Here is a 24,065-nt window from a genome sequence, read left to right as displayed (position 1 = left end):
CGATATGCGAATCCTCGTTCTCAACCCCAATACCAGCGAGGGCATCACCGAGCGGCTGATGCACGCCGCCACCGCCGCGGCCGCGCCCGGTACCGAACTGGTGCCGCTGACCGCCAGCCGCGGCGTGCCCTATATCGCCACGCGCGCCGAGGCCCAGATCGGCGGTGCCATCGCACTGGAAATGCTGGCCGAGCACCACAGCCAGTTCGACGCCGCCATCATTGCCGCCTTCGGCGACCCCGGCCTGATGGGCGCGCGCGAACTGTTCGACCTGCCGGTGGTGGGCATGGCCGAGGCGGCCATGCTGTCGGCCTGCATGCTGGGGCGGCGCTTTGCCATCGTCACCTTCGCGCGCGCGCTCGGGCCCTGGTACGAGGAGTGCGTGGACATGCACGGCCTGCGCAGCCGGCTGGCCGGCATCCGCATGCTCGACGGGAGCTTTGCCTCGGTGTCGGATGTGCAGGAAGAGAAGGAAGCGGTGCTGGTCGAGCTGGCTAACCGCGCGGTGGTGGAGGATGAGGCCGACGTGGTGATCCTGGCGGGCGCCCCGCTGGCAGGTCTTGCCGCGCGCGTGCGCGACCGCATCGCGGTGCCGGTGGTCGACCAGATGGCCGCAGCCGTCAAGCAGGCCGAGGCGCTGGTTGCGCTGCAGCCGCGCAAGGCTACCGCGGGCACGTTCCGGCGTCCGGATGCCAAGGCGACCAAGGGTTTGCCGGAGGCACTGGCGGCGCGCATCGAGCACCGCTAAGCGCCTTCCCACTAGCCGCGGCTCAGACCGCGGCGAACACCGCTTCCAGGTCGACCTTTTCCTCGTCCGGCGCCTGCAGCCGCAGCGTGCTCTCGACATGCTCGAGATGCTCGGCCATCAGCTGCGCGGCGCGGTCGCCGTCGCCGGCCTCCAGCGCATCGACGATATCGTCGTGTTCATGGTGCGGGCATGAAGGCACGCCCGGCGCGTCATAGAGCGCGATGATCAGGCAGGTCAACGAGCACAGCTCGCGCATGTACTTGCCCAGGTACTGGTTGCCCGTCATTTCCGCCAGCCGGCAGTGGAATTCGCCCGACAGCCGGATGATGGCGCGCCGGTCGTTGCTGTCCCGCGCCTGCGCTTCCTCGCGCGTGGTGTCGCGCAGCGCGCGCAAGCCTTGCGGCCCGATCGCGCCGGCCAGGTCGCGCACCAGCGCGGGCTCCAGCAGGCGGCGCGAGTGCAGCACCTGGCGCGCTTCGGCCACGCTCGGGCTGGAGACGAAGGTGCCGCGGTTGGGATGCACCGTCAGCACACCCTCATGCGCCAGTTTGCCGAAGGCCAGCCGTACCTTGGTGCGGCTCACGCCGAATACGCCGCCCAGCTTTTCCTCGACCAGCTTGGTGCCCGGCGGCAGCCGGTGCTCCCAGATCGCGGTCAGGATGCGCTCGGCGATTTCCTCCACCGACGCGCCGCGCGCATTGTCTGCGTCGGTTTCGTTCGCACCGTCGGAGACAGGTGCGGCGGGCTGGTCGGCTTTGATTCGTGGCATGACGGTCGGTGTTGGCGGTCCGGGAAAAAGACATTCGGTGCCGCTATTGTATGGCGGCAATCAGTCAAGTGTATATCACCGACGGTGGACCGGTTGCCTTCCGGTTGTATTACTTTGCCGTGCCCAGCTTCGCCAGCGCCTCGCCCGTCACGCGGCAGGTGCGCCAGTCGGGCAGCAGGTCGGCACCCATGGCCTGGTAGAACTCGATCGACGGCTGGTTCCAGTCCAGCACCGACCATTCGAAGCGGCCGCAGCCGCGCGCCACCGCCAGCGCGGCGAGGTGCTTGAGCAGCGCCTTGCCCAGGCCGTGGCCGCGCCAGGCCGGGTCGACGTACAGGTCTTCCAGATACAGGCCGGGCTTGGCCAGGAAGGTCGAGAAGTTGTGGAAGAAGAGGGCGAAGCCCACCGCCTGGCGGTCGCCTTCGGACTCCACTTCGACCAGCACGGCCTCGGCGTGCGGCGTGGCGCCGAAGAGCGCGTCCTGGATCTTCCGCGGCGTGGCTTCGACGATATGCGTCAGCTTCTCGTACTCGGCCAGGGCCAGGATCAGGTTGAACAGCGTTTCGCTGTCGGCGGCGGTGGCGGGGCGGATGGTGAAGGCGGGCTTGGACATGCTCGGTGTTTGCGCAGCAGTGAACAGACTGCGATTATCGCCTGAGCATCACTTGGCTTGCCTGCCCGTCAATGGAAGTCCGCCAGCCTGCGCACTTGGTCAACGTAGCTGGACGCCAGGCAGTCCACCACCAGCCGCTCGGGCGTGCTCCGCAGCCAGGTCAGCTGGCGCTTGCACAACTGCCGCGTGGCGGCGATGCCGCGCTCGCGCATGGTGGCAAAGTCGGATTCGCCATCCAGGTATTCCCACACCTGCCGGTAGCCCACGCAGCGGATCGACGGCAGCCCCGGGTGCAGGTCGCCGCGGGCACGCAGCCGTTCGACTTCTTCGATAAAGCCGCCGGCCAGCATCGCGTCATAGCGCTGGGCGATGCGCGCGTGCAGCGCCAGCCGGTCCGACGGCTCCAGCGCAATCACGCGGTAGCGCTGGTCCGCTGCGCCCGCAAAGGTGCGGCCCTCGGCCTGCCGCGCGAGCAGCGCCGACATCGGCTGGCCCGACAGGCGGTGGATCTCCAGCGCGCGCTGGATGCGCTGCGCATCGTTGGGCGCGAGCCGCGCCGCGGTGACCGGGTCGACCTCGGCCAGCATCGCATGCAGCGCCGGCCAGCCGCGCTCGGCGGCGAGCTGGTCCAGCTCCGCGCGCAGCGCGGCATCGGCCTGTGGCAGGTCGTTCAGGCCCTGGGTCAGCGCCTTGTAATAGAGCATGGTGCCGCCGACGATCAGCGGCACATGGCCACGGCCGCGGATCTCGCCAATCAATCGCTCCGCATCGCTGACGAATTGCGCGGCCGAGTAGCTGTCGGCCGGGTCGATGATGTCGATCAGGTGGTGCGGCGCGGCGGCCAGTTCTTCGCGCGTGGGCTTGGCCGTGCCGATATCCATTTCGCGGTACACCAGCGCCGAGTCCAGGCTGATGATCTCCACCGGCGCGTCGGCGGCCAGCGCCAGCGCGGCAGCGGTCTTGCCGGAGGCGGTGGGGCCGAGCAGGCAGACCACGGGCGGATGCATGGCGGGATCTTGGGGTACGGCGGACATCGAATGCAGTGTGTTTGAGAGGGCGGGGCCGGCGGCTTACTGCCCGCGCAGGAACAGCCGGTCCAGCTCGGTCACGGTCAGTTGCACCCAGGTGGGGCGGCCGTGGTTGCACTGGTCGGCGCGCTCGGTCTGCTCCATCTGGCGCAGCAGCGCGTTCATTTCTTCGACGGTGAGCTTGCGGTTGGCGCGCACCGCGCTGTGGCAGGCCAGCGTGGCCAGCAGCTCGTTGCGCCGCTCGGCCAGCACGCGCGAGCCGCCAAAGGCGTGCAGGTCGCGCAGCACGTCGCGCGCCAGCGCCTCGGCATCGGCCTGTTGCAGCAGCGCGGGCACGGCGCGCACCGCCAGCGTGGTGGGCGACACCGGCGCGATATCGAAGCCGAGCAGCGTCAGCGTCTCCTGGTGTTCCTCGGTCACGCCGATCTCGACCGGGCTGGCGGGCAGCGTGACCGGGATCAGCAGCGGCTGCACGGCCAGGTCGCGCGCGTCCAGGCCGGCCTTGATCTGCTCGTACAGGATGCGTTCGTGCGCAGCGTGCATGTCCACCAGCACCAGCCCGCGCGCATTCTGCGCCAGCACGTAGATGCCGTGCAGCTGGGCGATGGCGTAGCCGAGGGGGTGGTCGTCGGGGGCATCTTCAGGCGCGCCCGGATCGCCGCGCTCCGCGGGCGGCAATCGGTCCAGCAGGCCGGGCGGATCGTCGGCTCGCGCCGCTTGCGCATCGGCAAGCCAGGCCGGGGGCTGCGCCGAGGCGCCAGGGAACGCGCCATATGGACGTGCGGGCGGCGCGATGGCATCGCGCACCATGCCCAGGTAGGCCTGGCGCGGCTGGGCAATGCCGAGTTCGGTCTGGCGCGCCGCCGAGTAGTTGATCCATTGGCCGCCACCGCCACCGCCCGCATAGCCGGGCCGAGCCTCGTGTGCGCCGGCCGGGGCGAGCCCGCCGGGCGGCACGCCGATTTCGCCGTCGCTGTCAGTATGCAGGCTGTCGCCGTTCTCACCTGCCTGCCTTGCCAGGCAGCGCTGCACCGCGTGATAGACAAACTGGTGCACGGCGCGCGATTCGCGAAAGCGCACTTCGATCTTCGACGGGTGCACGTTGACGTCGACCATTTCCGGCGGCAGGTCCAGGCACAGCACATACGACGGGAAGCGGTCGCCATGCAGCACGTCCTGGTAGGCGCTGCGCACCGCGTGGTTGAGCAGCTTGTCGCGCACGAAGCGGCCGTTGACAAAGAAGTACTGCTGGTCCGGGCGCCCGCGCGAGGCGGTGGGCAGGCCGGCAAAGCCATACAGGTGCAGCGTGTCGGCCTGCTCGTCCAGCGGCAGCCGCGCCTTGGCAAAGTCGCTGCCCAGTACCTGCGCGGTACGGGTGGCGACGTCGCCGGCGTTCCAGTGCTCCAGCGGCTTGCCGTTGTGGTGGACCGAGATGGTCACGTCGGGCCGCGCCAGCGCCACGCGCCGAACCATCTCCAGGCAATGGCCCAGTTCGGTTTGTTCCGATTTGAGGAACTTTCGGCGCGCCGGCGTGTTGAAGTAAAGGTGCTGCACGTCGACCGTGGTGCCGACCCCGCCGGAAGCGGGTTGCACCGTGCCGGTATCGGCACTGACCTGCGTGGCATGGGCATCGGCCGCGGTGCGGCTGGTCAGCGCCAGCTGGGAAACCGACGCGATCGAGGCCAGCGCCTCGCCGCGGAAGCCCAGCGTCAGCACCGATTCCAGTTCGTCGAGCGAGGCAATCTTGCTGGTGGCGTGGCGCATCAGCGCCACCGGCAACTCGGCGGCGGGGATGCCGCAGCCGTTATCCGTGATGACGATGCGCCGCACGCCGCCTTCTTCGAGCCGGATGCCGAGCTGCCTGGCGCCGGCGTCGAGCGCGTTTTCCAGCAGTTCCTTGACCACCGAGGCCGGGCGTTCGACCACTTCACCGGCGGCAATCTGGCTGATGAGCTGGTCCGGCAGCGGCCGGATCGGGCGCGGCAGCTGGGTGGTGCGCAAGGCGGTGGAAAGGTCGGTGCGGGAGGCGATGTCTGGCATCCGGCGATTATACGTGGCCGTCCGCCCAGAGTCGGTGGCGCAGCGGTGCCAAAGGTGGCGGATCCGCGTGGCGGCTCTTGTATCATTCAGGCCATAGAATCGGCCATACTAACCAACATAACGGGGAACGACTTGGATCTCGCTTTGCAGCTCATCGACATGCTGGTGCATGTCGACAAATACCTGGGCACGGTCATCGACCAGTACGGCCATTGGGTCTATGCCATCCTGTTCCTGATTGTGTTCGCGGAAACCGGGCTGGTGGTGGTGCCGTTCCTGCCGGGCGACTCGCTGCTGTTTATCGCGGGCGCCTTCTGCGCAACCGGCGCGATGAACGAGTGGGCACTGATCGGCCTGCTGCTGACCGCCGCGATCACGGGCAATACCGTCAACTACATGGTGGGGAGTTGGATCGGCCCCAAGGTGTTCGACCACCAGTGGCGCTTCCTGGACCAGGATGCGCTGCGCCGCACCCATGACTTCTACGAGCGGCATGGCGGCAAGACCCTGGTGATGGCGCGCTTCGTGCCGATCGTGCGCACCTTCGCGCCGTTCGTGGCGGGCGTGTCGCAGATGACTTTCGCGCGCTTCCAGATGTTCAACGTGATCGGCGCCGTGGCGTGGGTGGTCGGCTTGGTCTTCGCCGGCTACTTCTTTGGCAACCTGCCGTTCATCAAGCAGTACCTGAACCTGATCGTGCTGGCCGGTATCGGCGCGGCGGTGGTGCCGCTAATACTGGGCGGGCTGTGGAAGCTGGTGCGCGGCAATCGCCGCCGGCCTTCGCGCGTCGAGCGCTGAGGCCGTTGCAGTCTTGCCGCGGCCTCTTCAGTTGAGGCTGCGGCTCATCATCCGCAGCGCGGGCATGCGCTCGCGGATCTGGCCGATATCGGCCGCATCCGGCCGGGCCAGGACATAGGCTTCCAGGTCGGCCAGCGCGGGACGGAAGCACTCCAGGTTGGCATACGCCAGCCCCCGGTCGCGCACTTCCTCGATCGATCCAGGCAGCAGGATCACCAGCCGGTTCTGCACCGCCAGCAACCGCTGCCAGCGCGACTCCTGCAGGTAGATCGCCTTCAGGTTGCGCAGCATGCGAGCGACGATCTCGCGATGGCTGGCCGCGCGCAGGAACAGGCCCAGCGGCACCTGGCTGGCATCGGTGATGCCCTCGCGCTCCAGGTACGGATCCAGCATTTCCTGCAGTTGTTCCTTCGACAGGGTCTCCCCGGTAAGCGGGTCCAGCACCACTTCGCCGGCCGGGATCGTCATGCGCAGCAGGAAGTGGTTGGGGAACGACACCCCCTTGAGCGGCAGGCCGATCTGCTGGCCGAGCTCCATAAAGAGCACCGCGAGCGAGATCGGGATGCCGCGCCGCTGGCGCACCACCACGTTCAGATAGGAGTTGTCGGGATCGTAGTAGTCGTTCGCGTTCGGGCCGAAGCCCAGGTCGCGATAGAAGAAATGGTTCAGCAGGCGCAGCCGCTGGATCGCGGGGGTGCCTTCGGCAATCCGGCGTTTCAGGCGCAGCGCCAGCACGTCCAGCGCCGCCAGCTCGGCCTGCAGGTCCAGGTCGGGGTAGGCGTCCTGCGCGATGGACAGCGCGGTTTCGGTCAGCGGGATGCCGTTTTCGTCCGCCACGAGGCTGGCGAAGTAATCCAGGACTTTGGTGGAAGTCATATCGGTTTCCCGGTGCAGCCGTCGGTGCCGCGCGCAGCGTGGGTCACCACGGCTAGCCGGCGCGCCGCCTGAAGGCGGAGAAGCGAAGTCCCATGAGCCACAGTGTACCGAAGTAGACCACCGCTGCAAGTACCAGGCACGAAGCCAACAGCGCGATGCGCAGGAGCGGCGTGGCGCCCAGGCCGATCCAGTCGAAGTTGCGCGTGAACCAGAGCAGCATGCCGGACAGCAGCAGCACCGAGGCCGTGAGCTGCGCCAGGAACAGCCACCAGCCCGGCGCCGGCTTGTACAGGCCGCGGCGGCGCAGCCCGAAGAACAGCAGCAGCGCGTTGAGGGTGGCGCCGGCACTGATCGACAGCGCCAGGCCCGCATGGCCGATCCACGGCACAAACGCATAGTTGCACGCCTGCGTGACCACCAGCACCAGCACCGCGATCTTGACCGGCGTGCGGATGTCCTGACGCGCATAGAAGCCCGGCGCCAGGATCTTGATGGCGATCAGCCCGAGCAGGCCGGTGCCGTACGACACCAGCGCCTGGCGCGTCATCTCGACCGCGTGCGCGTCAAACTTGCCGTAATTGAACAGCACCGCCGTGAGCGGCGCGCCGAACACGAACAGCCCCACCGCGCACGGCACCGCCAGCAGGAAGGTCAGCCGCAGGCCCCAGTCGAGCAGGCCTGAGTATTCGGCGTGATCGTCCTTGGCGCTCGCCTTGGACAGGCTCGGCAGCAGGATCGTGCCGAGTGCCACGCCCAGCAGCGCGGTCGGGAATTCCATCAGCCGGTCGGCATAAGTCAGGTACGAGACGCTGCCCGCCGCCAGCCGTGAGGCGATATTGGTATTGATGATCAGGCTGATCTGCGCCACCGAGACGGCGAGCAGCGCCGGCCCCATCTGCCGCAGGATGCGGCGCACGCCGGGATCCGACCAGGCCGCGCGCAGGTTGAAGCCAAGGCGCGGCATCACGCCCAGGCGCCGCAGCGCCGGCACCTGGATCGCCAGCTGCAACACGCCGCCGATCAGCACGCCCCACGCCTGCGCGTAGATCGGCTGGTCCATATGCGGGCCGACGAACAGCGCCGCGATGATCAGGCACAGGTTCAGCAGCACCGGCGTGAACGCCGGCACGGCGAACTTGCGCCAGGTGTTGAGAATGCCCGAGGCCAGCGCCACCAGCGAGATCAGCCCGATATAGGGGAACATCACCCGCGTCATGAACACCGCGGCGGAATAGGTCTCGCTTTGCCCGCGGAAGCCCGTGGCCACCACCGTCATCACCAGCGGCGCCCCGATCACGCCGAGCAGCGACACGCCCATCAGCACCCAGGTCATGACCGTGGCGACCGCGTCGATCAGCGCCTTGGTCAGCGCGTCGCCGCGCTTGGCGTGGTACTCGCCCAGGATCGGCACGAAGGCCTGCGAGAACGCGCCTTCGCCGAAGATGCGGCGCAGCAGGTTGGGGATGCGGAAGGCCACGTTGAACGCGTCGGTCATCTCCGACGCGCCGAAGGCGCGGGCGATCAGGATCTCGCGCACGAGGCCGGTGATGCGCGAGAGCATCGTCAGGCTGCTGATGGTGGCGAGCGCTTTGAGCAGGTTCAAGGTGAGGGTCGATGCGGGACGGGTGGATCGGTGCGGGCCCCGGCTTCTCGGAGCGGGGGCCGGGCAGGGCGGCAGCGCCGCGCGTCAGGCGGCCCGGACGTCTCTCAGACGCGCTGCGGGCGGCAAAGTTGCCCGCGCGCCACGCGCACCGGCGCGATGTGGCGCATATTATACGGATCGACCCGGCGCCCGCCCCGCCCTGAGGCGGCAAAGTCTCGGCGGTGTTGCGTGGCGCGTCGGCATCTGTGTATAATTGCCGATTCACAAGGACAGTTGCGTTCCGGATTCGTGTGTCAGTGCATCCCGGGTCGCTCGATATGACTTAATTGTTGTGTCCCCCGCGGCACGCATCTGAATTCAGGATATTTTCGAAATGGCAAATTCCGCACAAGCTCGCAAGCGCGCCCGCCAGGCCGTTGCCCAGAACGCTCACAACTCCAGCCTGCGCTCGCGTCTGCGCACCGCCGTCAAGGCCGTCCGCAAGGCCATCGACGCCGGCGACAAGGCTGCTGCTGCCGAGATCTTCAAGAACTCGCAAGCCGTGATCGACAGCATCGCCGACAAGAAGATCGTGCACAAGAACAAGGCCGCCCGTCACAAGTCGCGCCTGTCGGCTGCCATCAAGGCCATGGCTGCCTGATAGCTGCCCGGGCCGCTGCCGCGGCCCAGCACCGGCGGGTGCCCAGACATCCGCCAACAAAAATGCTCGTCATCCGACGAGCATTTTTTTTCTGTTGCTCCGCTGTGCTGGCTTATTCCAGCGAGCAGGCCTCGACCATCTGCAGGTTGTTGTCGCGCGCGAAATTCAGCACGAAGTCCAGCGCCTTGGGTTCGATGTCGCGCAGGCGCGCATCCACCACCACGCACTTGACGTTGCCGGCGAAGATCGGACGCACATAGGGGGAGTAGGTCAGGCGGGGATCGCCGGTGTCGCCCTCGGGGCGGAACTGCGCCATCACGCCGCACAGCCGCTCAGCCCAGTCGCTCGGGCGGAAGGTCTTGCCTTCCTTGGTAATGCCTTGGATAAAGTATTCGCGAACGTTGGGGTTCATGAGGCTGGAGACTGCGGGTGAGGCTGAGGACTCGACGGTAAACCCGCGGAACGGGCGCCCGTTTGACGCGGCCGGTGCGCGTTTGGTTCGCGCTTTTTCCAGCCGGGAAGGCGGGGCGTCGGTCTCTGCGGGGGCACTTTTGATGCCGGCGGCGGGCAGCGGCAAGGGTATGCCGGGCCCCGCGTGAATCAGCGAGTATTATATCTTATATAAGAGTTGCGCATAAGGGCGGAATCCTGTCAGGAACCTGTCAACGGGCGGGGCGCGTCAATCGGGGCGGGTTGTCCCGGGCTCGCCAAAGCAGAAATAATCCCTTATGATTCCTGCAGTTAAATTGCGTATGCGACGCGAAAAGGCGGCTCCGCGGCGCGCTTGGGTCATGAACACTTCATGACGGCGCGTCCCCACCGAGCCGCCTTCTTTGTTTTATGAGCTCAACCCCGATCAAGCATTACCTCCAGTTCAGCGACTTCACTCCCGACGAGTACGAGTACCTGCTGGATCGCGCGCGGATCCTGAAGGCCAAGTTCAAGAACTACGAGACCTGGCACCCGCTGCACGACCGCACGCTGGCCATGATCTTCGAGAAGAATTCCACGCGTACGCGCCTGTCGTTCGAAGCCGGCATCCACCAGCTCGGCGGCCATGCCGTGTTCCTGAACACGCGCGACTCGCAGCTCGGCCGCGGCGAGCCGATCGAGGATGCGGCGCAGGTGATTTCGCGCATGGTCGACATCATCATGATCCGCACCTTCGGCCAGGACATCATCGACCGCTTTGCCGCGCATTCGCGCGTGCCGGTGATCAATGGCCTGACCAACGAATACCACCCGTGCCAGGTGCTGGCCGACATCTTTACCTACATCGAGCAGCGCGGCAGCATCCGCGGCAAGATCGTGGCCTGGATCGGCGATGCCAACAACATGGCCTACACCTGGATCCAGGCGGCCGAACGGCTGGGCTTCACCTTCCATTTCTCGGCGCCGCCGGGCTACCAGCTCGATCCGGCCATGGTGCCGGCGTCCGCCGCCGGGCTGGTCAAGGTCTTTGACGACCCGCTTGCCGCCTGCCAGGGCGCGAGCCTGGTCACCACCGATGTCTGGACCAGCATGGGCTTCGAGGCGGAGAACGACGCCCGCAAGCGCGCTTTCAAGGACTGGATGGTCACCACCGCGATGATGGACCGCGCCGAGCCCGACGCGCTCTTCATGCACTGTCTGCCGGCGCACCGCGGCGAGGAAGTCGAGGCCGCCGTGATCGACGGCCCCAAGAGCGTGGTCTGGGACGAGGCGGAGAACCGCCTGCACGTGCAGAAGGCGCTGATGGAATACCTGCTCTGCGGCCGCTACTGAACGCGCGCGGAGTGAACAGGGGAGGGGCCGCGATGGCCCCTCTTTTTACGTCTTAAGACAAAGCCAGGAGATGGAAATGAGCCAGTTCGACAACGTGTCGGTCGTCAAGAAAGCCAACCTGTATTTCGACGGCAAGTGCGTGAGCCACACCGTGCTGTTCCCGGACGGCACCCGCAAGACGCTGGGCGTGATCTTCCCGGCCTCGCTGACCTTCAACACCGGCGCGCCGGAAATCATGGAAATCAATGCCGGCACCTGCCGCGTGCGCCTGGCCGGTTCGGAAGACTGGCAGACCTATGGCGCGGGCCAGCAGTTCAGCGTGCCGGGCAACAGCAGCTTCGATATCGAGGTGCAGGAAACGCTGGACTACGTCTGCCACTTCGGCTGACTGAGCGCCTGACTGCACGGCTGATCGCCGAAGCAGCGGCGCTTCAGAGCACGACCGGCTCGGGCTCGATGCGCACGCTGAAGCGGGCCTCGACAGTATCGGCGATGCGATTGGCCAGTGCCAGCAGCATCGCGCCGGTACCGCCGCCGCGGTGCACCAGCACCAGGGCCTGCTTGCCGTAGACACCGACCGGACCGTCGTTGACGCCCTTGAAGCCGCAACGGTCGATCAGCCAGCCGGCGGCCAGCTTGTAGCTCCCGTCCGGCTGCGCGTAGCTGACCAGGTCCGGATGGGCCTGCAGCAGGGCATCGCGCTGTGCCGCGCTGACCAGCGGGTTCTTGAAGAAGCTGCCGGCGTTGCCGACTTGCGCCGGGTCGGGCAGCTTGCGCGAGCGGATCGCGACCACGGCGTCGCGCACCATGGCCGCATCGGGCGCGGCCTGTCCGTCGAGTTCGCGCGCCAGTTCGCCGTACGCCAGCACTGGCTGCCACGCCTTGGGCAGGCGTAGCGTCACCGCCGTGATGATGTAGCGGCCGGCGCCGGCGCGCTTGAACAGGCTGTCGCGGTAGCCGAAGCCGCACGCCCGCAGGTCCAGCCACGCGAATGCGCCGGTGTGGCGGTCATAGGCGCGCACGCCTTCGAAGCGCTCGCGCAGCTCCACCCCGTAGGCGCCGATGTTCTGTATCGGCGCGGCACCCGCGGTGCCGGGGATTAGCGCCAGGTTTTCCAGGCCGGGCATGCCGTCGGCAATGGTGCGGTTGACCAGCGCGTTCCAGTTCGCGCCCGCGCCGGCGGTGACCAGCCAGGCGTCGTCGGCATCTTCCCGCTGGTAGCCGGGAATTTCCATCAGCAGCACCAGTGCTTCGAGGTCGCGCGTCAGCACCACGTTGCTGCCACCGCCCAGCGCCACCAGCGGCAGGCCGGCGGCGCGCGGATCGGCCAGTGCCGCCGTCAGGTCGGCCTCGCTGCGCACATGCACCGCAAAGCGCGCGCGCGCGTCGAATCCGAATGTATTGTGGCGACGCAGGGGATAGAATTCGTGGAAATCTGCCATGCAAGAGGAAAGGTGACGCGGCCGCCGCTGGTGTGCAGGCGACCCGGAACTGCGAGGTAGGCTGGATTATACGGAAGTGCCGCCATTGCCAGCGGCGGCCACCGTGCATACGGATCACAAGGAGAATGCAATGCCGTCGTTTGACGTAGTGTGCGAAGCGAACATGGTCGAGGTGAAGAACGCCGTCGAGCAGGCCAACAAGGAAATCTCGACCCGCTTCGATTTCAAGGGCTCGGACGCCCGGGTCGAGCAGAAGGAAAACGAACTGACTGCCTTTGCCGACGACGATTTCAAGCTGGGCCAGGTCAAGGACGTGCTGATCAGCAAGATGGCCAAGCGCAACGTGGATGTGCGCTTCCTGGACTACGGCAAGACCGACAAGATCAGCGGCGACAAGGTCAAGCAGGTGATCACGATCAAGAAGGGCGTGACCGGCGACCTGGCCAAGAAGATCGTGCGCATGATCAAGGACAGCAAGATCAAGGTGCAGGCCAGCATCCAGGGTGACGCGGTGCGCGTGTCGGGCACCAAGCGCGACGACCTGCAGAACGTGATCGCCATGCTGCGCAAGGACGTGTCCGAGGCGCCGCTGGACTTCAACAACTTCCGCGACTGAGTCGCGCGACGCCGATGCCGGCGTCCTCGCCGGCATCGCTCACTGCCGCGGCTGCGGCAGCCCGCCGATTCTCGCGCCGGCCTTGAGGCCCTTCTGCGCGAACCATCCCTTGTTCATCTCCAGCGCATAGCGGATCGCCGCCTTCGGGCAATGGTTGTCCTCGCTGCGCGGCGCCATATCCTCGATATTGACGATGGTGCCGTCGTCGGCCAGGAAGGCGATCGACAGCGGCAGCTCGGTATTGCGCATCCAGAAGCAGTGGCCTGCTTTCTGCTCGAACACGAACAGCATGCCGGCGTTGGGCGCCATGCTCTTGCGGTACATCAGCCCCTGCTCGCGCGCCGCCGGCGTGGCGGCGACCTCGGCCTGAAGCGCGTACATGCCGGCGGTGAGCGGCACCACCGGCAGCGCGGCCTGCGCTTGGGCGATCCCCGCGCTCAGCGCGGCAAGCATGCCGGCAACAGGTAAGCAGCGTGACAACAGCGTCTTGGACAGGAAGGACATGGTGTTCGGTCTGAAGTGGCGCGCAGACGGGCGCAGTGACTGGCGCAGTAATGGGCGCAGACAAAGAGGCAGCCGCAAGCATAGCGCACGCCGGCCAAGCCGATGTGTGCCGCGCGGCTTTTCCTGGCGGGCGCCGCGGCAACAAAAAAGGCAGGCGCCTGGCGGCGGCCTGCCTTCTTCTCTGCCTGCCATGCGAACAGTCGGCAGGGGGGCGCAGCTTACTGCGCGGCCGGCGCCGAAGCGGTGGCGGCCTTCTTCGTGCTGCTGTGCTTCTTGTGGCTGGTCTTCTTCTTGGCGGCCTTCGGGGCTTCCTTGGTGGCGGCGGGCGCTGCAGCGTCGGCGGCAGCGGGTGCCGAAGCCTGGGCGAAGGCGCCGGTAGCGAACAGGCCAACAACCAGAGCAGCGATCAGTTTTTTCATGACGATTACCTCGAAGGATAAGAACAGTCGGAAGTTGTGACGCGTGATTGGACGTGTCCCCGACAAGAACGAGGCCGCCGTCGCCAGCGTTGACGGTCGATTTGTTAGTTTTTGTAACGTGGACGCCGCCCGTTCGCCTGTCTGGTTGTTGATACATGAGGGCGGCGCGCGCCATCGGGGCGTGAGCGAGGCGCCGTGGGTGTGCGGGCGAGACCTAACAAGGCGGGATCAACCTCGCAGGATTCCCCCGGCCCAAGCCCGAGCGTGCGCAGGTCCAGCGGGCCGATGCCGACCCGCACCAGCCGCAGCGTCGGGAAGCCGACCGCGGCGGTCATGCGGCGGACCTGCCGGTTCTTGCCTTCGCGGATCTTCAGTTCCAGCCATGAGGTCGGGATCGCGGCGCGAAAACGCACCGGCGGATGACGCGGCCACAGCCATTCAGGCGCCTCGATCGCGTGCACGGTGGCCGGCTGCGTCACGAAGTCGCCCAGGTCAACCCCGGCCCGCAAGCGGGCGAGGGCGGTCGCATCGGCAATGCCTTCCACTTGCGCCAGGTAAGTCTTCTCCAACTTGTGGCGCGGATCGGCGATGCGGGCCTGCAGCGCGCCGTCGTCGGTCAGCAGCAGCAGGCCCTCGCTGTCCGCATCGAGCCGCCCGGCGGGGTAGACGCCGGGCACGGTCACGCACGCGGCCAGCGTGGGGCGCGTGGGGTGTTCCGAAAACTGGCTCATGGTGCCGAACGGCTTGTTCAGGGCGATCAGGGTCATGGGGCGCAAGTATGCCGCAGCCGCGCCCCGTAGCGGGCGGGATCGGGGCCGCCAGGATTGGCGGATGATGAAAAATTGCTGCATAATATGAAACTAGTCTTGTGTCTTATATAAGACTGAGACCAGCCTGAAACAAGGCTGAAGTGGTGCGACGCAGCACGGGCGCGCAACGATGCCCGCTACAATGCCAGCGCCATCTCCCGAATCTCGCCGCCCGGTCACGCACCGGCGGCAGTCATAACCGTTCCGTACTGGAGACGTCATGTACCAACACATCAAGGTTCCGGCCGGTGAAAAGATCACGGTCAACCAGGACTTTTCGCTGAATGTCCCGGACAATCCGATCATTCCTTACATCGAAGGCGACGGTACGGGCCTCGATATCACGCCGGTGATGATCAAGGTGGTCGACGCGGCCGTGGACAAGGCCTACGGCGGCAAGCGCAAGATCGCCTGGATGGAGATCTACGCCGGCGAAAAGTCGACAAAGGTCTACGGCCCGGACGTGTGGCTGCCGGACGAAACCCTGGACGTGCTCAAGGAATACGTGGTCTCGATCAAGGGCCCGCTGACCACGCCGGTGGGCGGCGGCATCCGTTCGCTGAACGTGGCGCTGCGCCAGCAGCTGGACCTGTACGTCTGCCTGCGCCCGGTGCGCTACTTCAAGGGCGTGCCCTCGCCAGTGCGTGAGCCGGAGAAGACCGATATGGTGATCTTCCGCGAGAACTCGGAAGACATCTACGCCGGCATCGAGTGGGCGGCGGAAAGCGAACAGGCCAAAAAGCTCATCAGCTTCCTGCAGAACGAGATGGGCGTGAAGAAGATCCGCTTCCCGGGGACCTCGGGCATCGGCGTCAAGCCGGTCTCGCGCGAGGGCACCGAGCGCCTGGTGCGCAAGGCGATCCAGTACGCCATCGACAACGACAAGCCGTCGGTGACGCTGGTGCACAAGGGCAACATCATGAAGTTCACCGAAGGTGGCTTCCGTGACTGGGGTTACGAGCTGGCGCAAAAGGAATTCGGCGCCGAGCTGGTCGACGGCGGCCCGTGGTGCAAGTTCAAGAACCCGAAGACCGGCAAGGACATTGTGGTCAAGGACGCCATTGCCGACGCCTTCCTGCAGCAGATCCTGCTGCGCCCGGCCGAATACTCGGTGATCGCCACGCTGAACCTGAACGGCGACTACATTTCTGATGCGCTGGCCGCGCAGGTCGGCGGCATCGGCATCGCGCCGGGCGCCAACATGTCCGACTCGGTCGCCATGTTCGAAGCCACCCACGGCACCGCGCCTAAGTACGCCGGCAAGGACTACGTCAACCCGGGCTCGGAAATCCTGTCGGCGGAAATGATGCTGCGCCACATGGGCTGGACCGAGGCCGCGGACCTGATCATCGCGTCGATGGAAAAGTCGATCCTGTCCAAAAAAGTCACCTATGATTTCGCCCGCCTGCTGGAAGGCGCGACGCAGGTCTCGTGCTCCGGCTTCGGCCAGGTGATGATCGACAATATGTAAGCACGGACTCCCGCTGCGGCGGGCATCCTGCCAAGGAAAACCCCGGCGCCGCCTGGTCGGCGCCGGGGTTTTTTCTTGCGCCGGGCGCCGGCCTTGCCTAGAACGTCAGGGATTGAACTGACGGGCCCGGGGCCCGGGGAGACTGACATGGACGATCCCTTCCGCCGTACTGCCTTTGGTGCGGCCCTCTTCTACAAGGATCCGGTGAAGGCGCTGGACTGGCTGGAAGACGCCTTCGGCTTCCGGCGCGTCATGGTGATCCGCGACCAGAAAGGGCAGCTGGTGCATTCGGAAATGCGTTTCGGTGACAGCTACCTGATGGTCGGCAGCGAATGGGCGGACTTCACCGCCAGTCCGGCGTCGGTCGACGGCAAGAACACGCAGACCGTGCATGTGCACCTGCAGGAAGGGCTGGACCAGCATTGCGCGCGCGCCCGCGCGGCGGGGGCGGTGATCGTGCGCGAGCCGCAGGACGAGTTCTACGGCGACCGGTCCTACACGGCCCGGGATCCCGAGGGCCATGTCTGGACTTTCGGGCAAACTGTGCGCAAGGTCACAAAGGAAGAAGCCGAGCAGGTCAGCGGGCTGAAGATCGAAGGCTGGGCCTGAGCCGGCGCGGACCGGAGCGGAATAGAGCCTGGGACCCCAAAGCAGAAAGCCCGGCACAAGGTCGGGCTTTCCGTCGGATGCGGTGCGTGCTGCTGGTGCGCGCCAGCGCCCGCCCGGCCGCCGGTGGCGGCAAGGCGGGCGCTGGCAGCGATCCCGTCCCGGGGGAGCTCCCCCCGCACCCTGGTTGACCGCTCGCGGCTCTGACGGCCGGGATGCGGTCGCGGCGCGCTTTAGCTGGCGTCCTGGATGTTGGTGGCTTGCTTGCCCTTAGGGCCCTGCACCACCTCGAACGAGACGCGTTGACCTTCTTTCAGCGTCTTGAAGCCGGACATCTGGATAGCCGAAAAGTGCGCAAACAGTTCTTCTTCGCCCTCGTCCGGCTTGATGAACCCGAAACCCTTGGCGTCATTGAACCATTTGACGATACCGCTTGCCATATACTCCCCCAACGAAATAGCAGATTTCAAAGCGGGGAAGCCACGCCAGCCAGATGACACGAACTGCGGCGCCATGGCCGGCCGCGTACTGACGTGCGGCCGGCGATGACGCGCGGCGAGGTGAAATCGCGTGGCGGCCAGTCTCGAAGCTGACTCGCCGCCGCGGGCCGTGGGCCTCCCTGCTCACGGATCACCTGCCTTTGGCTTGTTGCTTTGGCTCGCTGGCCGGTGGCAGGTGTGCGATCGATTCTTCGGGCAAAGCCGGATACTGTCAAGCTGGCGGAATCCCCACTGCGCGCAGGGTGTGGTGGGAATCGGACGACGCCTGGTGGTACCGTGACGGCTGGCGCCAGGCAAGCCGTGCGGGCTGTCCCGACGGCACCCGCGACGTGCTTTTCAATGCCTCCGGCGCGCTCCGGCGTAAATGCCCGCGCCTTTCCACCACAGGAATCCGGCGACCCGGTACTTGAATCCGGCGCCTTTTCCCCAAATTGCAGAGTTGCGAGTAAGGGTTAGAATAAAGCCATGGCTACACGGCTTGCGAATGTCCCACAACGCGAAGCGGGCACCATCCTGGAGCGTAAAGAGCAGGCGCTCAAACCGCCTGCCATGTTCAAGGTGGTGCTGCTTAATGACGACTACACTCCGATGGAGTTTGTAGTGATGATCCTGCAGCAGTATTTCAGCAGGGACCGGGAAACGGCGACGCAGATCATGCTCACCGTGCACCGGGAAGGAAAGGGCGTCTGCGGTATCTACACCAGGGATATTGCGGCGACTAAGGTCGAGCTGGTGTCAACGCACGCGCGGCAGGCGGGGCATCCCCTGCAGTGCGTGATGGAGGAAGCATGATTGCGCAAGAATTGGAAGTGAGCCTGCACATGGCATTCGTCGAAGCCAGGCAGGCACGCCACGAGTTCATTACCGTGGAGCACCTGCTGCTGGCATTGCTCGACAATCCCACGGCAGCTGAAGTCTTGCGCGCCTGCGCGGCCAATATCGAGGACCTGCGCACCAGCCTTAAGAACTTCATTGCGGACAACACGCCTGTGGTCCCGGGTACCGACGAGGTCGATACCCAGCCCACACTAGGCTTCCAGCGCGTAATCCAGCGCGCGATCATGCACGTCCAGTCCACTTCCAACGGCAAGAAGGAAGTGACGGGTGCCAACGTGCTGGTCGCCATCTTCGGCGAGAAGGATTCGCACGCGGTCTACTACCTGCAGCAGCAGGGCGTGACGCGCCTGGACGTGGTCAATTTCATCAGCCACGGCATCCGCAAGGACCAGTCCGAGCCCGCCAAGCATGGTGATGCGGCTGGCGAGGGCGAGGGCGGCGACGGCAAGGAAAGCCCGCTCGAGCAGTACACCCAGAACCTGAACGCGCTGGCCAAGGCCGGCAAGATCGACCCGCTGATCGGCCGCGAAAGCGAAGTCGAGCGCGTGGTGCAGGTGCTGTGCCGCCGGCGCAAGAACAACCCGCTGCTGGTGGGCGAGGCTGGCGTCGGCAAGACCGCGATCGCCGAGGGCCTGGCGTGGCGCATCACCAAGAATGAGGTGCCGGACATCCTGGAGAAGGCCACGGTCTACTCGCTCGACATGGGCGCGTTGCTGGCCGGCACCAAGTACCGCGGTGACTTCGAGCAGCGCCTGAAGGGCGTGCTGAAGTCGCTCAAGGACAATCCCAACGCGATCCTGTTCATCGACGAGATCCACACGCTGATCGGCGCGGGTGCCGCATCGGGCGGGACGCTGGACGCCAGCAACCTGCTCAAGCCGGCGCTGTCGTCGGGCCAGCTCAAGTGCATCGGCGCGACCACCTTCACGGAATACCGCGGCATCTTCGAGAAGGACGCGGCGCTGTCGCGGCGCTTCCAGAAGATCGACGTGGTCGAGCCCTCGGTGGACCAGACCGTGCAGATCCTGCGCGGTCTGAAGTCGCGCTTCGAGGAGCACCACGGTGTCAAGTACGCGGCTTCGGCGCTGACTGCCGCGGCCGAGCTGTCGGCCCGCTTCATCACCGACCGCCACCTGCCGGACAAGGCGATCGACGTGATCGACGAAGCCGGCGCAGCGCAGCGCATCCTGCCGAAGTCCAAGCAGAAGAAGACCATCGGCAAGGGCGAGATCGAGGACATCGTCTCGCGCATCGCGCGCATCCCGCCGCAGAGCGTGAACCAGGACGACCGCAGCAAGCTGCAGACGCTGGAACGCGACCTGAAGTCGGTGGTGTTCGGCCAGGACCCGGCGATCGAGGCGCTGGCCTCGGCGATCAAGATGTCGCGCGCCGGCCTGGGCAAGACCGACAAGCCGATCGGCTCATTCCTGTTCTCCGGCCCCACGGGCGTGGGCAAGACCGAAGTCGCCAAGCAACTCGCCTTCATCATGGGCATCGAGCTGCTGCGCTTCGACATGTCCGAGTACATGGAACGGCACGCGGTCAGCCGCCTGATCGGCGCGCCGCCGGGATACGTGGGCTTTGACCAGGGCGGCCTGCTGACCGAGGCCGTCACCAAGAAGCCGCACTGCGTGCTGCTGCTGGACGAAATCGAGAAGGCGCACCCGGATATCTTCAATATCCTGCTGCAGGTGATGGACCATGGTTCGCTGACCGACAACAACGGCCGGCGCGCCGATTTCCGCAACGTGATCATCATCATGACCACCAATGCGGGAGCGGAGACCATGAACCGCGCCTCCATCGGCTTTACCAGCTCGCGCGAGCAGGGCGACGAGATGGCAGACATCAAGCGCATGTTCACGCCGGAATTCCGTAACCGTCTGGATGCCATGATCAGCTTCCGGTCGCTGGATGAGGAGATCATCCTGCGCGTGGTGGACAAGTTCCTGATGCAACTGGAAGAGCAGTTGCACGAGAAGAAAGTGGAAGCCAGCTTCACCGAGAAGTTGCGCAAGTTCCTGGCGCACAAGGGTTTCGACCCGCTGATGGGTGCGCGTCCGATGCAGCGCCTGATCCAGGACATGATCCGCAAGGCGCTGGCCGATGAACTGCTGTTCGGCAAGCTGGTGTCGGGCGGCAAGGTGGTGGTGGACCTGGACGAGCAGAACCAGATCAAGCTCGATTTCTCCGAGATCGAGCCGGAACCGCCGGAGGCGCCGGAAGAGCAGCGCGCCGAAGCCTGACCGCGGAAGCCTGGCCGGCTATCGGCCGCGTTGCCTGCAACGTGGCCGATCATCGGGCAAAATACGGGGGCGGCAGTCATGCCGCCCTTTTCTTTTTGTCCCGGCGGCCGCCGGCCGTGTCCGTCGGGGCCCGGGTTTGCGGCTGCCCACGCCTGAAATACCTGATGTCCTCTGCCGAACGCACGCGGCGCCGCCGCCTGCTGCTCAAGATCCTCCCGCTGGGCGCCATGCCCGTCCCGATGATGCATGCCGCCGCCGCCCGCGCGGCCGAGGCGCCGGCGGGTAACCGCCCGATCGCGATGGTGCTGCCGTTCCCGCCAGGCGGGAGTGTCGACATCGTCGCTCGGCAGCTGCAGCCGGGCCTGAAAGCGGCGCTGGGCCAGACCGTGGTGGTCGACAACAAGCCGGGCGCCGGCGGGCTGATCGCGTCGAGCACCGTGGCGCGTGCGAAGCCGGACGGCAGTACCCTGCTGATGGCCTTCGACACGCACGCGATCAATCCCTTCGCCTACAAGCAGCTGCCTTACGACACCTTCCGCGATTTCGCGCCGATCTCGCAGCTGGTGCGCTTTCCGCTGGTGATCGCCGCCCATCCGTCGCTGCCCGCAGCCAATGTGCGCGATCTGGTGGCGCTGGCCAAGGCCAAGCCCGATGGCGTGCGCTATGCCTCGTCGGGCATCGGCAGCCTGAACCAGCTCGCGGCCGAGGCGCTGGCGACCGAAGCCGGGGTGCATATGCTGCATGTGCCGTACAAGGGCGGCGGCCCGGCGGTGCAGGCGGTGTTGTCCAACGAGGTCGATATCTTCTTCAGCAGCTATGCTGCCGTGCAGGCGCATGTGGCGGCGCGCACCATTAAGGTGCTGGGCGTGACCGGCACCAGCCGTTTGCGCCAGCTGCCCCAGGTGCCGACGGTGGCCGAGCAGGGCATCAAGGGTTTCGAGGCATACTCCTGGATCGGCGTGTTCGGCCCGGCGGGCCTGCCGGCGGAGACGGTCGCGCGCATCCATGACGCGCTGGTGGAATCGCTGCGCCAGCCGCGCGTGGTCGATGCGCTGGCCGCGCAAGGCTTCGAGATCGTGGGCGGCAGCCCGGCCCAGCTCGGCAACCTGGTGCGCAACGAGCACGACAAATGGCAGGCGGTGGCGCGCAAGGCCAATATCCAGTTCGAATGACGGCGACCCGCGCGCAGGCGCGCCGCCGCTAGAGACTAAAAGGAAGTCGATGGCAACGGAACCGGAAATGTTCGACCACGCCGTAGTGGTGTGCCCAGACCTCGACGCCGCAGCGCAAGCCTGGCGCCGGCTCGGCTTTACGCTGACGCCGCGCGGCTATCACACGCTCGGATCGCAGAACCACTGCATCATGCTGCGGCGCGACTACATCGAGCTGCTGCACGTCACCGAGCCCACTCCCAGCCGCCAGTACTACTGGGATGCGCAGACGCGCGGCGGCGGTTGCGCGGCGATGTCCTGCAAGAGCGCGGACGCCTTTGCCACGGCGGCACGGCTGCGCGCGTCCGGCTGGCATACCTCGGATCCGATCGAGTTCTCGCGCCCGGTGCGGCTGGACGATGGCAGCGAGCATCCCGCCACCTTCCGCGTGACCGCGCTGGACGATGCGCCGGGCGCGCGCTACTTCGTTTGCGAGCATCGCACGCCGGAGCTGCTGTGGCGGCCCGAGTGGATGTCACACGCCAATGGCGCGCAAAGCATCGCGACCATGTTCCTGGTGGTGGCGCCCGCGCTGGTCGATGCCGCGGCGCGGGCGTATGCGGAACTGACCGGTGGCGAGCTGACGCAGCTGAGCGAGCATGTCTGCAGCCTGGCGCTGGACGACGCCACGCTGGTGGTCAGCACGCCGCAGGCGCTGGCGTCGGCCACCGGGACCGCCTATGTACGGCGCGACCGGCCGGGCTATGCGGCGATCCGCCTGCGCACCAATGACCTGGCCGCGGCGCGCGCCGGCTGGCGCGCGGAGGGCGTGCCGACCCATGACCTGGGCCCGCGCGAGACGCTGGTGCCGGCCGAGGCGGCCAGCGGCGTGCCGCTGCTGTTCGAGCAGCAGGGGTGATACGGGCACTACCGGTTCTTGATCACCAAGTGTGTGCTCCCCTCTCCCGCTTGCGGGAGAGGGGAGCAAATAGCTCAGGCGCTGGCCTTGGCGTGATGCACGCCGGTCGAACCAAAACCGCCCGCGCCGCGCGCGCTGTCCTCGCTGAATTCTTCCACCGTCGAGAACACCGGCCGCAGCACCGGCACGAACATCATCTGTGCGATGCGCTCGCCTGGCTGGATCACGATCGGTTCGGTGCCGGTCGCGTTGCGGTTCCACACGCTGACCATGATCTGGCCCTGGTAGTCGGCATCGATCACACCGATCGAGTTGCCCAGCACCAGGCCTTTCTTGTGGCCCAGCCCCGAGCGCGGCACGATGGTCGCGGCCATGTACGGGTTGCCCATATGCACGGCGATGCCGGCCGGCACCAGCTGCGCGGCGGTGCCCGGGGCGATCGACACGGGCGCGTCGACGCAGGCATGCAGGTCGATGGCGGCGGCCATCTCGCTCTGGTAGGCGGGCAGGCCCCATTCGTTCAGGCGCGCGTCGAGCACCTTGATTTCGACGGTCGGGTTAAGTGTCTGGGTCATGGCAATCCTGTGGGAATTCGGTTCAGCAGCGGCGCATGATACCGGACGCGCCGGCTCAGGCCGCGCCGTCCAGCGCAAACGCTTGCGCCAGCAGCTCGTAGGTACGCAGCCGCGCCGCATAGCTGGCGGTAACGCTCAGCACGATCAGCTCGTCGGCCGCAAACTGCTCGCGCAGCGCTTCCATGCGCGCGGCCACGCGCTCGGGCGTGCCGCAGAGGGTGCGCGGGCGTTCGCGTTCGATCACGAGGCGGTCGCGCTCGGTAGGCGAGAACTCGGCGGCCTGTGTCAGCGACGGGATCGGTGCGTTGACGCCATAGGCCATCTGCAGCCGGCGCAGGTCCACCGCGCGTTCCAGTGCGGCGGCCTCCGCGTCGGTGTCGGCGCAGATCACGAAGATGGCTGCGGCGCTGTACGGCTGCGCATCGTAGCCAGGCGTGAAATCGTTGCGGTATTGCTGCGCCACCAGGTGTCCGGTATGCGCGTTGATGAAGTGGGCGAAGGCAAAGCGCAGGCCCAGTCGGGCCGCCAGCGCACCGCCGTAGTCGCTCGAGCCCAACACCCACAGCTCCGGCTGCGTGTCGATCGCCGGCTGCAGCAGCACGCCCTCGGCCAGGTGGCCGGGCGGCACTTCGCCACGCAGCAGCATGGACAGGTCGCGCACCTGTTCCTCGAACTGCGCGCCGCGGTCGTACTGGCCCATCGCCACGGCCTGCGCGGTGCGCATGTCGCCGCCGGGCGCGCGGCCCACGCCGAGGTCGATCCGGTTGGGGAAGAGGCCTTCGAGGATGCGGAACTGCTCGGCCACCTTGAACGGGCTGTAGTAGGGCAGCATCACGCCGCCCGAGCCCAGCCGGATGCGCTGCGTGACGCTGCCCAGGCGGGCCAGCATCACTTCCGGCGCCGGGTTGCAGACGCCGTGCAGGCCGTGGTGCTCGGCGCACCAGTAGCGGGTGTAGCCGAGCGCGTCGGCCATCTGCGCGAGTTCGACGGTGGCCGCCAGCGCATCGCGTGCGGTGTGTCCTGCGATCACCGGGCTCTGGTCGAGCACCGACAGGCGCAGGCGTGGTTTGCTCCCGGACATGACAGTCTCC

At 66.6% G+C, this 24,065-nt stretch carries 26 protein-coding genes; 12 read left to right on the top strand and 14 right to left on the bottom strand.

Translation table 11 applies throughout. The features are described 5' to 3' along the window. The first annotated feature begins 4 nt into the window (after window positions 1–4). A complete protein-coding gene (locus K307_RS42920) occupies window positions 5–748 on the top strand; it encodes an aspartate/glutamate racemase family protein (protein ID WP_042887111.1) in 744 nt (247 codons plus the stop codon). Between the two features lie 22 nt (window positions 749–770). Here the strand turns inward: K307_RS42920 and K307_RS42915 are convergent, their stop codons facing one another. The 4 genes from K307_RS42915 to mutL form a co-directional block, all read right to left on the bottom strand. Beyond that, the gene (locus tag K307_RS42915) at window positions 771–1,517 is read right to left on the bottom strand and encodes a GntR family transcriptional regulator (protein WP_042887110.1); all 747 of its coding nucleotides are present in this window, start codon (window positions 1,515–1,517) and stop codon (window positions 771–773) included. A 109-nt stretch (window positions 1,518–1,626) separates the two neighbouring features. Next, window positions 1,627–2,130: a GNAT family N-acetyltransferase gene (locus K307_RS42910; protein ID WP_042887108.1), complete on the bottom strand. Its 504-nt coding sequence runs from the start codon at window positions 2,128–2,130 to the stop codon at window positions 1,627–1,629. Between the two features lie 68 nt (window positions 2,131–2,198). Beyond that, the gene (gene miaA / locus K307_RS42905) at window positions 2,199–3,164 is read right to left on the bottom strand and encodes a tRNA (adenosine(37)-N6)-dimethylallyltransferase MiaA (protein WP_042887107.1); all 966 of its coding nucleotides are present in this window, start codon (window positions 3,162–3,164) and stop codon (window positions 2,199–2,201) included. Window positions 3,165–3,200: 36 nt separating this feature from the next. Next, window positions 3,201–5,198 (bottom strand): DNA mismatch repair endonuclease MutL, encoded by a 1,998-nt coding sequence (gene mutL, locus K307_RS42900; protein WP_042887106.1) that lies wholly within the window; start codon window positions 5,196–5,198, stop codon window positions 3,201–3,203. Between the two features lie 144 nt (window positions 5,199–5,342). Between mutL and K307_RS42895 the strand changes: the two genes are divergently transcribed. Beyond that, complete coding sequence (locus K307_RS42895; RefSeq protein WP_080745412.1) at window positions 5,343–5,996, top strand: VTT domain-containing protein; 654 nt, start codon at window positions 5,343–5,345, stop codon at window positions 5,994–5,996. A gap of 27 nt (window positions 5,997–6,023) precedes the next feature. On the opposite strand, the gene K307_RS42890 is transcribed toward K307_RS42895, so the two are convergent. Further along, window positions 6,024–6,872, bottom strand: coding sequence for a SirB1 family protein (locus K307_RS42890; RefSeq protein WP_042887103.1), 849 nt, complete (start codon window positions 6,870–6,872; stop codon window positions 6,024–6,026). Between the two features lie 52 nt (window positions 6,873–6,924). Next, entirely contained in the window at window positions 6,925–8,475 is a 1,551-nt protein-coding gene (gene murJ, locus K307_RS42885) for a murein biosynthesis integral membrane protein MurJ (RefSeq protein WP_042887102.1), read from the bottom strand. Window positions 8,476–8,848: 373 nt separating this feature from the next. Here murJ and rpsT point away from each other — a divergent pair, with 373 nt between their 5' ends. Further along, entirely contained in the window at window positions 8,849–9,115 is a 267-nt protein-coding gene (gene rpsT / locus K307_RS42880; RefSeq protein WP_006579059.1) for a 30S ribosomal protein S20, read from the top strand. A 112-nt stretch (window positions 9,116–9,227) separates the two neighbouring features. On the opposite strand, the gene K307_RS42875 is transcribed toward rpsT, so the two are convergent. Further along, window positions 9,228–9,527 (bottom strand): DUF3579 domain-containing protein, encoded by a 300-nt coding sequence (locus K307_RS42875; RefSeq protein WP_041681147.1) that lies wholly within the window; start codon window positions 9,525–9,527, stop codon window positions 9,228–9,230. Between the two features lie 428 nt (window positions 9,528–9,955). Between K307_RS42875 and argF the strand changes: the two genes are divergently transcribed. Then, window positions 9,956–10,879, top strand: a complete 924-nt coding sequence (argF, locus tag K307_RS42870; RefSeq protein WP_042887101.1) for an ornithine carbamoyltransferase — start codon at window positions 9,956–9,958, stop codon at window positions 10,877–10,879. Window positions 10,880–10,955: 76 nt separating this feature from the next. Then, window positions 10,956–11,267 carry a pyrimidine/purine nucleoside phosphorylase gene (locus K307_RS42865; protein WP_042887100.1) on the top strand — a complete coding sequence of 104 codons (312 nt, stop codon included), beginning with the start codon at window positions 10,956–10,958 and terminating at the stop codon, window positions 11,265–11,267. A gap of 43 nt (window positions 11,268–11,310) precedes the next feature. On the opposite strand, the gene murB is transcribed toward K307_RS42865, so the two are convergent. Then, entirely contained in the window at window positions 11,311–12,321 is a 1,011-nt protein-coding gene (gene murB, locus K307_RS42860; protein ID WP_042887099.1) for a UDP-N-acetylmuramate dehydrogenase, read from the bottom strand. 130 nt (window positions 12,322–12,451) lie between these two features. Between murB and K307_RS42855 the strand changes: the two genes are divergently transcribed. Continuing rightward, a complete protein-coding gene (locus K307_RS42855) occupies window positions 12,452–12,937 on the top strand; it encodes a YajQ family cyclic di-GMP-binding protein (protein WP_042887097.1) in 486 nt (161 codons plus the stop codon). A 39-nt stretch (window positions 12,938–12,976) separates the two neighbouring features. Here the strand turns inward: K307_RS42855 and K307_RS42850 are convergent, their stop codons facing one another. The 3 genes from K307_RS42850 to K307_RS42840 form a co-directional block, all read right to left on the bottom strand. Further along, entirely contained in the window at window positions 12,977–13,441 is a 465-nt protein-coding gene (locus K307_RS42850; RefSeq protein ID WP_042887096.1) for a DUF192 domain-containing protein, read from the bottom strand. Between the two features lie 218 nt (window positions 13,442–13,659). Then, window positions 13,660–13,860, bottom strand: coding sequence for a hypothetical protein (locus K307_RS42845; RefSeq protein ID WP_042887095.1), 201 nt, complete (start codon window positions 13,858–13,860; stop codon window positions 13,660–13,662). A 104-nt stretch (window positions 13,861–13,964) separates the two neighbouring features. After that, window positions 13,965–14,627, bottom strand: a complete 663-nt coding sequence (locus tag K307_RS42840; RefSeq protein WP_042887094.1) for a pseudouridine synthase — start codon at window positions 14,625–14,627, stop codon at window positions 13,965–13,967. 262 nt (window positions 14,628–14,889) lie between these two features. Here K307_RS42840 and icd point away from each other — a divergent pair, with 262 nt between their 5' ends. After that, window positions 14,890–16,140 carry an NADP-dependent isocitrate dehydrogenase gene (gene icd / locus K307_RS42835; RefSeq protein WP_042887093.1) on the top strand — a complete coding sequence of 417 codons (1,251 nt, stop codon included), beginning with the start codon at window positions 14,890–14,892 and terminating at the stop codon, window positions 16,138–16,140. Window positions 16,141–16,287: 147 nt separating this feature from the next. Continuing rightward, window positions 16,288–16,749, top strand: coding sequence for a VOC family protein (locus K307_RS42830; RefSeq protein WP_042887092.1), 462 nt, complete (start codon window positions 16,288–16,290; stop codon window positions 16,747–16,749). A 230-nt stretch (window positions 16,750–16,979) separates the two neighbouring features. Here K307_RS42830 and K307_RS42825 read toward each other — a convergent pair whose 3' ends face one another. Continuing rightward, complete coding sequence (locus tag K307_RS42825; protein ID WP_010814999.1) at window positions 16,980–17,186, bottom strand: cold-shock protein; 207 nt, start codon at window positions 17,184–17,186, stop codon at window positions 16,980–16,982. A 525-nt stretch (window positions 17,187–17,711) separates the two neighbouring features. Between K307_RS42825 and clpS the strand changes: the two genes are divergently transcribed. The 4 genes from clpS (at window position 17,712) to K307_RS42805 (ending at window position 22,399) form a co-directional block, all read left to right on the top strand. After that, window positions 17,712–18,038 carry an ATP-dependent Clp protease adapter ClpS gene (gene clpS, locus K307_RS42820; RefSeq protein ID WP_010814998.1) on the top strand — a complete coding sequence of 109 codons (327 nt, stop codon included), beginning with the start codon at window positions 17,712–17,714 and terminating at the stop codon, window positions 18,036–18,038. Next, window positions 18,035–20,329, top strand: coding sequence for an ATP-dependent Clp protease ATP-binding subunit ClpA (clpA, locus tag K307_RS42815; RefSeq protein WP_042887091.1), 2,295 nt, complete (start codon window positions 18,035–18,037; stop codon window positions 20,327–20,329). Before clpS ends, clpA begins: the two co-directional genes overlap by 4 nt. A 164-nt stretch (window positions 20,330–20,493) precedes the next feature. After that, complete coding sequence (locus K307_RS42810; protein WP_042887089.1) at window positions 20,494–21,501, top strand: tripartite tricarboxylate transporter substrate binding protein; 1,008 nt, start codon at window positions 20,494–20,496, stop codon at window positions 21,499–21,501. 49 nt (window positions 21,502–21,550) lie between these two features. After that, the gene (locus K307_RS42805; protein ID WP_042887088.1) at window positions 21,551–22,399 is read left to right on the top strand and encodes a VOC family protein; all 849 of its coding nucleotides are present in this window, start codon (window positions 21,551–21,553) and stop codon (window positions 22,397–22,399) included. A 74-nt stretch (window positions 22,400–22,473) separates the two neighbouring features. Here K307_RS42805 and dut read toward each other — a convergent pair whose 3' ends face one another. Further along, window positions 22,474–22,974: a dUTP diphosphatase gene (gene dut, locus K307_RS42800; protein ID WP_042887087.1), complete on the bottom strand. Its 501-nt coding sequence runs from the start codon at window positions 22,972–22,974 to the stop codon at window positions 22,474–22,476. Window positions 22,975–23,029: 55 nt separating this feature from the next. Next, a complete protein-coding gene (locus tag K307_RS42795) occupies window positions 23,030–24,055 on the bottom strand; it encodes an LLM class flavin-dependent oxidoreductase (protein WP_042887086.1) in 1,026 nt (341 codons plus the stop codon). Between the last annotated feature and the right edge of the window lie 10 nt (window positions 24,056–24,065).

It is taken from the genome of Cupriavidus necator A5-1, from assembly GCF_000744095.1.
In the GTDB taxonomy this organism is placed as follows: domain Bacteria; phylum Pseudomonadota; class Gammaproteobacteria; order Burkholderiales; family Burkholderiaceae; genus Cupriavidus; species Cupriavidus necator_A.
This window is presented reverse-complemented; position numbering and strand designations above follow the sequence as displayed.